The following is a 12078-nucleotide window of genomic DNA, read 5'->3' as shown; positions in this document are numbered from 1 at the left end:
GCCGGCCTGGCCGTGCTGCTCGCCGTGGTGCCCTGGGGGCCGCCGGCCGGCGGGCTGGTCCTGCTGGCCGCGGCGCTGGCGGCCGGATGGCGGGACCCGGCCGCACAGCCGGGCGTCCGGCCCCCGGCGGAGGGCGACGAGGAACGGCTGCAGACCCTCTACGAGTCGCTGGTGCCGCATTTCGCCGCCCCCGGGCAGCCGGCCGGGGGCGAGGAGGCGCCGGAGGCGATGTACGCGCCGGGCGGGGAGTGGGACCGCGGCATCGAGGAGTACGCCTTCGGCCTGGACGACCGGATCGCCCGGCTGCTGATCCGCTACCCCGGGCACTTCCCGGACGGCGATCCGCAGGCCCGGGACCGGGTGGAGCGGCTGCTGGCGGCCAAGGCCGGCCGCGACCGGGAGCTGCGCTTCGTCTGGGACGAGGAGCGCAACCGGCTGGAGATGACGGTGCCGGAGCCGCTGCCGGCCGGGATCTGCGCCCAGCGCTTCATCATGGCGCCCGGCGAGGTGGTGCTGGGCTTCACGGACCAGGAGGCGGTGGACCGGCTGGTGCCGGTGGCGCTGGCCGAGGAGGCGGCACGGGTGCACGCCGCTCCGGTGGTGTGGCGCAGCGGGCCGCGTTCCCCGGCGCCCCATCTGCTGGCCGTGGGCCCTTCCGGCTCGGGCACCACCTCGCTGCTGCGCTCGGTGACGCTGCAGGCGCTGCGGGACGGCGAGGTGCTGCTGATCGACGGTGGCGGCGCGGGTGAGTTCGGGTGCTTCGCGGGCCGGCGCGGGGTGCTGTCCGTGGAGTCCTCGCCCTCCGGAGCCCGGGCGGCGCTGGAGTGGGCCGCCCGGGAGACCGGCCGGCGGCTGGCGCAGGTCAGCCGGGCCCGGCAGCTCGGCGGCACGGAGCCGGCGGTACGCCCGCTGTGGATCGTGCTGGACCGGCCCGCGCTGCTGGGCCATCCGGCGCGGGCGGAGGGGGAGGCGGATCCGCAGCAGCTGCTGGAGGTGCCGCTGCGCTACGGGCGGGCGGCTCGGGTGACGGTGGCGGTGGCGGAGGACTGCACGGCGTGGGAGGAGCTGTCCGAGGCGGTGCGGGCAGCCCCGGGCGCCCGGGTGGTGCTGGGCGCGATGCCGGCCGCCGAGATCCGGTTCGTGCTGGACGGCCCGCTGCCCAGCGCACCGCCGCCGGTGCTGCCGCCCGGCCGCGGCTATGCCCGGCTGGGCCCGGCCCCGGCCGTCCGGCTCCAGGTGCCGGCCACCCCCGACCCGCAGGACGACACGGCGAGCGAGGCCCAGCGCCGGGCGGTGCGCGACCTGCTCCCGGCTCCCGTGCTCTCCCTCCGGCGCGACCCGTCCGGCCCGGGCCACGGGCACGTCAGGACGTGAGGTGCCGGCCGCGCCGGGCGCGCGGCCGGGCCGGGTGTTGACACGGAGGTTTGCCGCGGTGGCAAATGAGGGGGTGGTGGACGACGGCGACGATGACGATCTGGTCACGGTACTGACGGCGGTGGGGCCGCGGCTGCGGGCCCTGCGGCGGGCCCGCGGGACCACGCTGGCCAGGCTCAGTGCGGCCACCGGGATCTCGGCCAGCACGCTTTCCCGGCTGGAGTCCGGGCAGCGCCGGCCGACCCTGGAGCTGCTGCTGCCGCTGGCCCGGGCGCACGGGGTGCCGCTGGACGAACTGGTGGGCGCGCCGGCCACCGGCGATCCGCGGGTCCATCCGCGGCCCTTCACCCGGCAGGGGAACACCTACATCCCGCTCACCCGCTACCTGGGCGGACTGCACGCCTACAAGATCATCATGCCGGCCCGGCGGGCGGCCGACAACGCCCGGCCCGGGCAGCAGGTGCACGAGGGCCACGAGTGGCTCTATGTCCTCTCCGGCCGGCTGTGGCTGGCCCTCGGCGAGCACGATCTGATCCTCGCCGGCGGCGAGGCGGCCGAGTTCGACACCCGGGTCCCGCACGGCTTCGCCAACGCGGGCGAGCGCCCGGTGGAGTTCCTCTCCCTGTTCGGCGCCCAGGGCGAGCGGATGCACGTGCGGGCCCGCCCGGCGGACGGCCGGTGACCGCCGCCCGCGCCGGTCAGGTGATGTAGCCGGTGGGAGTGGCCGGTGCGGTGACCGCGGTCCGGGAGACCATCCGGGCCGCCGCGGCCAGCCGCGCCGCGGCTTCGTCCGCCACCGGCCCGGTCACCGTGAACGGCAGCCGGACGAAGCCCTCGAAGGCGCCGTCCACCCCGAACCGGGGGCCGGAGGCGATGCGGACGCCGAGCCGCTCCCCCGCGTCGGCGATCCGGGAACCGGACAGCCCGCCGGTGCGCACCCACAGCGTCAGGCCGCCGCCGGGCAGGTCGAACTCCCAGTCCGGCAGTTCCCGGCGGAGCGCGCCGGCCACCGCGTCCCGGTTCTCGCGCAGCTGGACCCGGCGCAGCGCCACCGCCTCCTGCCAGCCGCCGCCGCGCAGCAGCCAGGCCAGGGCGAGCTGCTCCAGCACCGGGCTGCCCAGGTCGGCGTAGGCGCGGGCGGCGACCAGGCTGCGGATGATCTCCGGGGCCGCCCGCACCCAGCCCATGCGCATCCCGGCCCAGAAGGTCTTGCTGGCCGAGCCGATGGTGATCACCGCCGAGCCGCCGGGGTCGAAGGCGGCGATCCGCCGGGGGCCGGAGCCGTCCGGACCGCTCTCCATGGCGAGGTCCCGCATGGTCTCGTCGGCGACCAGCACGGTGCCGGCGGCGCGCGCGGCGGCGACCAGTTCCCGGCGCTGCTCCTCGGTGGCCAGCGCGCCGGTCGGATTGTGGTAGTCGGGCATCACATAGGCCATCCGCGGGGCGGCGTCGCGCAGCACCCTGCGCCAGGCGGGCAGATCCCACCCGGCCAGCCCCGGCGCCATGGCGACGGGGACCAGCCGGGCACCGGCCTCGCGCATCAGCTGCAGGACGTTGGCGTAGGAGGGATGCTCCACGGCGACCCGCTCGCCGTGCACGGCCAGCAGCCGGCACAGCGCGGCCACGCCGCCCATCGCGCCGGTGGTCACCATGATCTGCTCGGGCATGGTGGGCACGCCGGTGGCCGTGTAGTGGCCGGCGAGCGCCTCGCGCAGCGCGGGCAGCCCGGCCGGGTAGTCGCCGTGGGTGTGCGCGGCGGGGGCCAGCTCCGCCAGGGCCGCGCGGAAGGCGCGGTCCAGCAGGTCCCCGGGGGCGGGCAGCGCGGCGCAGCCGAGGTCGATGGTGCTGCCGGTCGGATCGGGCGGCAGCGGGTCCAGTCCGCGGGTGGGCAGCGGCTGCCCGGCCGGGATGGCGGTCCAGCTTCCGGAACCCCGGCGGGAGGCGAGGAAGCCCTCGGCGCGCAGGGCGTCGAAGGCCGCGGCGATGGTGGTGCGGCTCACCGCGAGGGCGCCGGCCAGTTCCCGCTCGGCGGGAAGCCGGGCGGCCACCGGGAGCCGGCCCTCCAGCACCAGCAGCCGCACCCGGTCGGCGAGCGCCCGGTAGGCGGGGGTGTGCGGGGAGCGCCATCCCTCCGGGCCGGCCCCTTCCGCCTGGAGCAGCCGGGCCAGCTGGGCGGCACCCACCGTCGAGGTCCAGCTCGTCTCCCTCACCAGTCCACCTCTCCGGAATTGGCTCTTTGACACCGCGCTCCCCGGGCCACATGATGCCACGGGCAGTCCACTTGGGCCAGCCGCCTCCCGCCCGGGGGACCGGCCGACGGGCCGCCGCCGGCTCAAGGGCCCCGCGCCGGGAGCACCGGAGAACCGCAGAAGCACCGGAAGTACAGGAGAAGAGCCGTGTTCAAGGTCCGTGGGGAGGCGCATCTGCCGCGCCGACTGGTGCAGCTGTACGCCGGGCTGGTGCTGTACGGGGTGAGCATGGGGCTGATGGTCCGCGCCGGGCTGGGGCTCGACCCGTGGGACGTGCTCCACCAGGGCCTGGCGGAGCGCACCGGGCTGACCATCGGCACGGTGGTGATCCTGGCCGGGGCGCTGGTGCTGCTGGCCTGGGTCCCGCTGCGCCAGCGGCCCGGCCTGGGCACGGTGTCCAATGTGGTGGTGCTGGGCCTGGCCATGGACGCCACCATGGCGGTGGTGCCGGACGTCCGGATGCCGGCGGTGCAGATACCGCTGATGCTCGGCGCCGTGGTGCTCAACGGCATGGCGACGGGCATGTACATCGCGGCCCGCTTCGGCCCGGGACCGCGGGACGGCCTGATGACCGGGCTGCACCGGGTCACCGGCCGCTCGGTGCGGCTGGTGCGCACGGTGATCGAGATCACCGTGCTCGCCAGCGGCATCCTGCTGGGCGGCACCGCGGGGGTGGGCACGGTCGTCTACGCGCTGTCCATCGGCCCGCTGGCGCAGTTCTTCCTGCGGATCTTCGAGGTCCGCGGGCTGCCGCCGGCCCCCTCCGTGGTGGTGCGCCGCCGGGGGCGCGCCGGGCCCGGGGCGGACGGGCCGGACCGCCCGGACGGTGCCGTCACCGACAGGGGGGTCGCGCCCGGACAGGGCTGAGATGCCAGGGGCCCCGCGAGGGCGGTATGGTACGCCTTTGGCCGCAGGATGGACCGTTACCGCACGTCACTCCGGTACGAACGCTGGGTGACATCTCCTGCCAGATGTGACAAACCGGACGTCGGTGGGTACAACCAAGGGGCGGCACGAGGGCGACGCATGTCCCGGATCGGGAATCTTCACCGGCGACCGGACGTTGACCGGATAACGACGACAGCGACACCTGTCCTGTGGGCGACCAGCCCGGGAGGCACGATTCATGAGTGAGCGAGCTCTGCGCGGTACGCGGCTCGTGGTGACCAGCTACGAGACGGACCGCGGTATCGACCTGGCGCCCCGCCAGGCCGTGGAGTACGCATGCCAGAAGGGGCACCGCTTCGAGATGCCCTTCTCGGTGGAGGCCGAGATCCCGCCGGAGTGGGAATGCCGGGTGTGCGGCTCCCAGGCCCTGCTGGTGGACGGCGACGGTCCGGAGGAGAAGAAGGTCAAGCCCGCGCGGACGCACTGGGACATGCTCATGGAGCGGCGTACCCGCGAGGAGCTGGAGGAGGTGCTGGCCGAACGGCTGGCCGTGCTCCGCTCCGGCGGGATGAACGTGGCAGTGCACCCGCGCGACAAGAAGTCGGCCTGAGAGCGGCCGCCGCGCCGCGGCAGGGAACGGCCCGGAGAAGCCGGACCGGCGAGGGGCGGATCACCGTGAGGTGATCCGCCCCTCGGGCTGTCGCCGCGCAGCCGCGGACACGGACGGCGGGACCCCGGCCGGCGCCGGCCGGTCAGCGTCCGGGGCCGTCCTCCAGCTCGCCGCGCGGTCCCCGGCCCTCGTCCTCCGGGCCGCCGGCGCCGTGCTCCGGTCCGCCGGGCTCGTCACGGATCACCTCGCCGCGGACCACCCTGCCGCCCCTGCCGCCCGGCGCGCCCGGGCCGTCGGCGCGCTGCCGCCGGGCGGCCTCCTCGGCGTCCTTGAGCTGCCGGTAGGCGGTGCCCAGCGGCCCCTTGCCGGAACGCAGCAGCCGCGCCCCCGTGCGCCGCAGCAGCGCGGCCGTCGGCGGGAACACGCACAGCAGTCCGACGGCGTCGGAGAGCAGCCCGGGCAGCATCAGCAGCAGGCCGCCCAGCATGGTCAGGGCATTGCCGCCCCGGCCGCCGTCCCCCTCGGGCTCCGCCCCGCCGCGCTGCAGGGACTCGGCCAGCCGCCGCCAGGCCCGGCTTCCGGCCTGGCGGATCACCAGCGCGCCGAGCACCAGCCCGGCCAGCAGCACCAGGAAGACGGTCAGCCCGCCCGCGGCATCGCCCAGCAGGATCAGCAGCCACAGTTCGGCCAGTGCCCAGAGGGCCACGCCGAGCGGCAGCAGGGTCCGCAGCCGCCCGCCGGGCCGCCCGGCGCGCCCGGGGGACGGAGGGAAGGATCGGGAATCACCGGTCGTCATGCCTTCAAGTGTGCCTGCGTCCGGCGAGCCGGCGGAGCCTGGCCGCCACTCCCCAGGCGGTGACCCGCCACAGCGCCTCCACCACGATGTCCCGGCTCATCTTGGAATCACCCAGCTCCCGCTCGACGAAGGTGATGGGCACCTCGGCCACCCGGTGACCCGCCCGGTGCGCGCGGTGCGCCAGATCCACCTGGAAGCAGTAGCCCTGGGAGGCGATGTCGGCCAGCAGCGCGGGGGTGAGCACATGGCTGCGGAACGCCCGGAAACCGCTGGTCACATCCCGCAGCGGCAGCCCCAGCAGCAGCCGGGAATAGGTGGAGCCGCCCCGGGAGAGCAGCTCCCGGTAGCGGGGCCAGTGCACGATCCGCCCGCCCGGCACCCAGCGGGACCCGACCACCACATCGGCCCGTTCCAGGGCGGTGAGCAGCCGGGGCAGTTCCTCGGGCTGGTGCGAGCCGTCGCCGTCCATCTCCACCAGAACCCGGTAGCCGCGCTCCAGGCCCCAGCGGAAGCCGTCCAGGTAGGCCGCGCCGAGCCCTTCCTTGCCCGGCCGGTGCAGCACGTGCACGGCCGGGTCGGCCGCGGCCAGGGCGTCGGCTATCTTGCCGGTGCCGTCCGGGCTGTTGTCGTCGGCGACCAGCAGATCGGCGGCTGGCACGGCCGCCCGCAGCCGTGCCACCAGCGGCTCCAGGCTGCCGGCCTCGTTGTACGTGGGGATGATCACCAGCACCGGGGCGGGGCGCCCCGGGCCGGGGCGGCCGGCGGAGGCGTCGTCCGGTGCGCTCACGCCGCGGCGCCCCGCCCGTCCGGCCCGGCGGCGGCGCGCCGCTCCCGGCGGAGCCGCAGGCCCACCACGGCCCAGGCCAGCAGGCCGACCACGGCAAGTGCCCATTCGGGGGCGGCGCCCACCCGGTCGGCCACCGTGCGGCCGTCGCGCAGCGGCAGGTCGCCGAGCAGCACGTCCTGGGTGAACTCCTCGGTGCGCTGGAGCACCGTGCCGTCGGGCGCGACGATGGCGCTGATCCCGCTGGGGGCGGCGGTGACGATGGCCCGGCCGTGCTCCACGGCGCGCAGCGAGGACATGGCCAGCTGCTGCTCGGGCTGGCCGGTGCGGCCGTAGGTGGCGTTGTTGGTCTGGATCACCAGGGCGCGGGCGCCGTCGTTGACGGTGTCCCGGACAATGCCGTCGTAGGCCACCTCGAAGCAGATCACGTCGCCCAGCCGGGCCGGGCCCACGTCCAGCACGCCGCTGCGGTCGCCGGGGTAGAAGTCCCGGGGCACCCGCTCCAGCCGGCTGATGATCTTGCTCAGCTGCTCCCGGAAGGGCACGTACTCGCCGAACGGCACCGGGTGCTGCTTGGTGTAGGAGTCACCGGGGCCGGTCTGCGGGTCCCAGACGATGCCCTGGTTCTCGACGTAGCCCTCCTTGGTGGGGTGGTCCACCAGGGCGCCGACCAGCACCGGCACGCCCACCGCCCGCACCGCCTCCTCGATGGCCGCCCGCGCCCCGGGGTCGCGGTACGGGTCCAGGTCGGAGGCGTTCTCCGGCCAGATGACCAGGTCGGGCCGCTCGGTGCGGCCGGCGGCGATGTCCTCGGCGAGGCCGAGGGTGGCCTCCACGTGGTTGGTGAGGATCAGCATCGGCCGGCCCAGGAAATCCATGCCGGGCTGCTGGACATTGCCCTGTACCACGGCGATGCGCACGGTGTCGTCGGCCCCGGTGGGCACCGGAACGGCGTATCCGGCCAGGGCCACGGCGGCGGCCAGCCCGGCCGGGACCAGGGCACGCGGCAGCGCGCCGGCCCGGACCGGACCGGCCGGGCCGGCGCGGCGGAGCCGCCACAGGGCCAGGCCCGCGGCGGCCAGCAGGCTGCCGCTCAGGGCCACCGCGAAGGTGACCAGGGGCGCGCCGCCGAGCGCGGCGAGCGGGGTGAACGGGGTACTGGTGTTGGCGAAGGCCAGCCGGCCCCAGGGGAAACCGCCGAGCGGCACCCGGTCCCGGGCCCACTCCTCGGCGACCCACAGGCAGGCGCCCCAGAGCGGCCACAGCCGCAGCCGGGAGACGGCGGCCAGGCCCGCGCCCAGCGGGACGAAGAACAGCGCCTGGATGACGGCCAGGCCGGCCACGGCGTCCCAGCCGATGACCCGCAGCCACTGGAGCAGGCCGATGAAGAAGGGCAGGCCCATGGCGAAGCCGGTCCACGCGCCCTGCCGGAGGGTGCGGCCCTCGGTGAGCAGGGCCAGGGCGGCCACCGCGAGCAGCGACAGCGGCCACAGTCCCAGCGGCGGGAAGGCGGCGGCCAGCGCCAGTCCGGCGAGTGCGGCCAGCGCGGTGCGGGGAGCGTGCCGGCGGAGGGCTGCGGCCCGTCGCCGCGGGCCCCGGTCGGGCGCCTGGCCGGGGCCGTCCGCGTCCGCGTCCACGGCGGCGTCCCGCCCGGCCGGAGCGGCCGGGGTCTGCCCGGCGGCTCCGGCGGGCGGGACGCCGGTGCCGTGGCCGGCGGTGGCGGTGTCCGGGGTCGGTGGCACGGGTGCGTGGCCTTCCTGCTGATCGACCGATGTGAGGTCGACGGTACCCCGAACGGCGGCGGTTCCGGCACGGCGGGGCCGTGCCGGGCGGCGCGACCGGGGAATGGGGCCCGGCGCCCTTCGGGCCGACCTGGGACCCGCTGGCTGCGGGTCGACCGAAAGCCGTTGTCTACTGAGCGGCCGGGCCACCATCCGGGTCGCACCTGCCGGCCGGGCGGAAACCCCGCGCCCCCGTGCCGCGGGTGCTGGACCTGGCTCCCAGCGGCGGAAGGCCGTTGCGGCGCTCCGCCCTTTGGCCCAGCAGCGTTCGACGACTGCGCGCGAGGCACACCGACCGGATGCCCTCAGGTGGACCCGGCCGAACCTATCGTCCGCCGTGAGCCGCCTGTCAACACCGGTCTGACCTGCAATGTCTCCGCAAAGGTCCAGGTCAGTGGCGACCGGTCCGCCGGGCAGTGGCCGCCCGGCAGACGTCGTTCGGCGGTATCACCGGTCCCGGATCACCCGAGCGGTGGATCACCCGACCGGCGAGCGCGCGGCCGCGTCCGTCACCGCTCCGGCCTGCACCGGCCCCGCCCGCCCGCCTCCGGGCGCCGCGGACGGGCGGGACGCGGGCGGGCCGGACGGGCGGACGGGGCCGCCGGAGCCCGCCGCCGCGCTCAGAGGATGTCGTGGACGGTACGGCCGGCCACGACGGTGCGCAGACAGTGCGGCAGCCGGGCGCCGGGGGCGAGGTCCGGCAGGCCCGGCGTGCCGGAACGCGGATCGGTGGACCAGCGGGCGATGCGGTCGTCCGGCGCCTGCACCACCAGCTCGCCGGTCCGCCACACGGCGTAGTCGGCCGGGGCACCCGGCACCAGCACGCCGGCCCGGTCGCGGCCCAGGGCGCGCCAGCCGCCCCGGGTGTGCGCGGTGAAGGCGGCGCGCACCGAGATGCGGTGCCCGGGTGTGCGGTGGAAGGCGGCGGCGCGCACCCCGCCCCAGGGGTCCAGCGGGGTCACCGGCGCGTCGGAGCCGAAGGCCAGCGGTACGCCGGCGCGCAGCAGCGCGGCGAACGGGTTGAGGGTGCGGGCGCGGGCGGTGCCGAGCCGTTCGGCGTACATGCCCCCCTCGCCGCCCCAGGCCGCGTCGAAGGCGGGCTGCACCGAGGCGGTCAGGCCGAGCGCGGCGAAGTCCGCGATGGTGTCCGGGGTGAGCATCTCGGCGTGCTCCACACGATGCCGCAGCGCCCGCACCCGGCCCGTCCCCAGCTTCTCGGCGGCGGCCCGGACGCCTTCGGTGACCGCGCCCACGGCCGCGTCGCCGATGGCGTGGAAGCCGGCCTGCACGCCGGCCTCGGTGCAGGCCGTGACATGCGCGGCGACGGCGTCGGCGTCCAGGTAGCCGTGCCCGGTGCCGCCGGTGCCGTGGGCGTCGGCATAGGGCTCGCGCAGCAGGGCCGTGCGGGAGCCCAGGGAGCCGTCCACGAAGAGGTCGCCCGCCGCGCCGGCCGCGCCGAGGTCCTGGATGATCTCGGCCTCCTTCGCGGAGGTGAACGCCTGGGCCCAGTAGCCGAAGACCCGGGGCCCGGGCCGGGCGGCGGCGAGCGCGAGCAGCGCGGTGAGATCGTCCTCGCCGGAGATGTCCGGCCCGGCGCACTCGTGCACCGAGCCGATGCCCAGCGCGGCGGCCCGGTCCAGGGCGGCCCGCTGCGCCCCGGCCCGCTGCGCGGGGGTGACGGCGGCCANTCGTGCACCGAGCCGATGCCCAGCGCGGCGGCCCGGTCCAGGGCGGCCCGCTGCGCCCCGGCCCGCTGCGCGGGGGTGACGGCGGCCAGTGCGGCGCGGCGGGCGGCGTGGTGGGCCGCCCCGGTGAGCGGCTCCCCCGGGCCGCCCCGCGACTCCGGGCGGAGGCCCGGCACCAGGTCCAGCAGGGCGGTGCTGACCAGCGCGGAGTGGACGTCGACCCGGCTGAGGTAGAGCGGCCGGCCGCCGGCCGCGGCGTCCAGTTCGGCCCGGCCGGGCGGCCGGCGGTCCGGCCAGCGGCTGTCGTCCCAGCCGTGGCCGAGCAGCACCGCGTCCCCGGGCCGGGCCGCGGCGTGGCGGCGCACCCCGGTCAGCACCGCGGCCGCGTCCGGTGCCCCGCTCAGGTCCAGTCCGGTGAGGGCGAGTCCGGCGGCCGTGGTGTGCACATGTGCATCCGTGAACGCCGGGGTGACCAGGGCGCCCTCGAGGTCGACGACCTCGTCGGCGGAGGCGGCGAAGGAATCGGCGGCACCCTCGGAGCCGACCCAGGCGACGGTGTCGCCCTGGGTGACCATGGCGGTGGCGAAGGGGTCGGCCGGGGTGTGCACCGTGCCGTTGCGGAGCAGGACGGTGCGCCGGCCGGCGGCGGGGGCTGCGGGGTCGGTCATGGCTGCCAGTCTCCCGCCCGCCGCCGGACTTCCCGGACGCGGGGGTCAGACCCGGGGCGGCCGGGCCTCGTAGGGCGTGGACAGCACGACGGTGGTGCGGGTGGACACGCCGGCCAGCGAGCGGATGCGGGCCAGCAGGTGCTCCAGTTCGGCGGGCGTGGCCACACGCACCTTGAGGATGTAGTTCTCGTCTCCGGCCACGCTGTGGCACGCCTCGATCTCGGGCACGTCCGCGAGCCGGTCGGCGATGTCGTCGGGCGCGCTGGGATCGAACGGTTTGACGGAGATGAACGCGGTCAGCGGCAGTCCCACGGCCTCGGGATCCACGAGGGCGGCGTAGCCGCGGATGATGCCGCGCTGCTCCAGGCGCCGTACCCGCTGGTGCACCGCGGAGGTGGACAGGCCGGTGGCCCTGCCCAGGTCGGTGTAGCTCATGCGCCCGTCGCTGACGAGCAGTTCCACGATCCGCCGGTCGAGTTCCTCCACAGCCGGTCAACTTACTGTGCCGGGCTGCTCCAGGCACATCCGGCGGGCGTCCGCCGGACACACCGCGGCACCTGCGACGCACGGCAGGGTCCGGCCGGGGCACCCGGAGCGCGTACGGAGCACGGCCCGCGCACCGTGTGTGAGGAAGACCACAGGTGTGCTGCGGTGTGCGCGGGTGCCCCGCGATTAGGGGTTCGGCCCCGGGGGAAGTGCTTGCTGTGGCCAAGACCACAGTTCCGGGCCACAGTTCGCAAGGGGGATGCCATGCGCACCACGAAGCAGCTCCGGGCCACCGAGATCGCCGTGAGCGAGGGGGCCGAGGAGGCCGAGGACCCCGATGACCCGGCCGGGAGCCGGGCCCACGATCCGGCGGGCGACTCCGCGGAGGAGGACGAGACGTTCACCGAGGCCGTCCGGGTGACCTGCGCGGACTGCGGACAGTCCATTGCGGTGACCGGGCCGGGCGGCACCCTGCCGCGCCACGCGCTGTGCCCCACCCGGTGGAATCCCTTCGGCCTGAAGGTGTGCGCCGGGTCGGGGCGGAGCGTGTCCGCGGAGGAGTTCACGGCCGGCACGGAGCGCCGGGCGCCGCGGGCCGAGCCGGTGCCGCGTTCCCTGCCGGACGGCCTCGACTGGCGGCTGCAGCCGTTCTCGCACGCGGTGGTGGTGCCCCGGCGCCCGGCCGTGGAGGTGCCGGTGCCGCGGGTGGAGATCCCGCCGCCGCTGGAGCGGCTGCGCGGGGCCCCGAGGCGCCGCG

Annotated in this window: 10 protein-coding genes and 1 pseudogene; 5 read left to right on the top strand and 6 right to left on the bottom strand. The window is 76.6% G+C overall.

Annotated features, from left to right (window positions below):
- Together GQS09_RS22680 and GQS09_RS22675 are read left to right on the top strand one after the other, a co-directional pair.
- A partial coding sequence (locus GQS09_RS22680; RefSeq protein WP_165989161.1) for a hypothetical protein occupies positions 1 to 1374 on the top strand: 1374 nt, incomplete at its 5' end.
- A 58-nt stretch (positions 1375 to 1432) separates the two neighbouring features.
- Positions 1433 to 2056, top strand: coding sequence for a helix-turn-helix domain-containing protein (locus GQS09_RS22675; RefSeq protein ID WP_399552583.1), 624 nt, complete (start codon positions 1433 to 1435; stop codon positions 2054 to 2056).
- A 16-nt stretch (positions 2057 to 2072) separates the two neighbouring features.
- Here GQS09_RS22675 and GQS09_RS22670 read toward each other — a convergent pair whose 3' ends face one another.
- Complete coding sequence (locus GQS09_RS22670; RefSeq protein WP_313896286.1) at positions 2073 to 3584, bottom strand: PLP-dependent aminotransferase family protein; 1512 nt, start codon at positions 3582 to 3584, stop codon at positions 2073 to 2075.
- 267 nt (positions 3585 to 3851) lie between these two features.
- Between GQS09_RS22670 and GQS09_RS22665 the strand changes: the two genes are divergently transcribed.
- Together GQS09_RS22665 and GQS09_RS22660 are read left to right on the top strand one after the other, a co-directional pair.
- Positions 3852 to 4490, top strand: a complete 639-nt coding sequence (locus GQS09_RS22665; protein ID WP_243761686.1) for a YitT family protein — start codon at positions 3852 to 3854, stop codon at positions 4488 to 4490.
- A gap of 259 nt (positions 4491 to 4749) precedes the next feature.
- Positions 4750 to 5121 carry an RNA polymerase-binding protein RbpA gene (locus GQS09_RS22660; protein ID WP_093839236.1) on the top strand — a complete coding sequence of 124 codons (372 nt, stop codon included), beginning with the start codon at positions 4750 to 4752 and terminating at the stop codon, positions 5119 to 5121.
- Between the two features lie 142 nt (positions 5122 to 5263).
- Here GQS09_RS22660 and fxsA read toward each other — a convergent pair whose 3' ends face one another.
- The 5 genes and pseudogenes from fxsA to GQS09_RS22635 all read right to left on the bottom strand — a co-directional run bounded on the left by fxsA (position 5264) and on the right by GQS09_RS22635 (position 11321).
- On the bottom strand, positions 5264 to 5917 hold the full coding sequence (gene fxsA / locus GQS09_RS22655) for an FxsA family membrane protein (protein ID WP_165989157.1): 654 nt from the start codon (positions 5915 to 5917) through the stop codon (positions 5264 to 5266).
- A 4-nt stretch (positions 5918 to 5921) separates the two neighbouring features.
- Positions 5922 to 6704 carry a polyprenol monophosphomannose synthase gene (locus tag GQS09_RS22650; RefSeq protein ID WP_313896285.1) on the bottom strand — a complete coding sequence of 261 codons (783 nt, stop codon included), beginning with the start codon at positions 6702 to 6704 and terminating at the stop codon, positions 5922 to 5924.
- On the bottom strand, positions 6701 to 8443 hold the full coding sequence (lnt, locus tag GQS09_RS22645; protein WP_399552582.1) for an apolipoprotein N-acyltransferase: 1743 nt from the start codon (positions 8441 to 8443) through the stop codon (positions 6701 to 6703). Before lnt ends, GQS09_RS22650 begins: the two co-directional genes overlap by 4 nt.
- A gap of 659 nt (positions 8444 to 9102) precedes the next feature.
- Positions 9103 to 10835, bottom strand: a pseudogene (locus tag GQS09_RS22640) (amidohydrolase).
- Positions 10836 to 10880: 45 nt separating this feature from the next.
- The gene (locus GQS09_RS22635; protein ID WP_165989153.1) at positions 10881 to 11321 is read right to left on the bottom strand and encodes an Lrp/AsnC family transcriptional regulator; all 441 of its coding nucleotides are present in this window, start codon (positions 11319 to 11321) and stop codon (positions 10881 to 10883) included.
- A 264-nt stretch (positions 11322 to 11585) separates the two neighbouring features.
- Between GQS09_RS22635 and GQS09_RS22630 the strand changes: the two genes are divergently transcribed.
- Positions 11586 to 12078, top strand: a 493-nt coding sequence (locus GQS09_RS22630; RefSeq protein ID WP_165989151.1) for a hypothetical protein, incomplete at its 3' end; no start/stop codon positions are given.

Origin of the sequence: Streptomyces sp. YIM 98790, from assembly GCF_011421595.1 — a bacterium.
GTDB lineage: Bacteria > Actinomycetota > Actinomycetes > Streptomycetales > Streptomycetaceae > Streptomyces.
The sequence above is the reverse complement of the archived record's forward strand: the minus strand, read 5'-3'. Positions and strand labels throughout refer to the sequence as shown.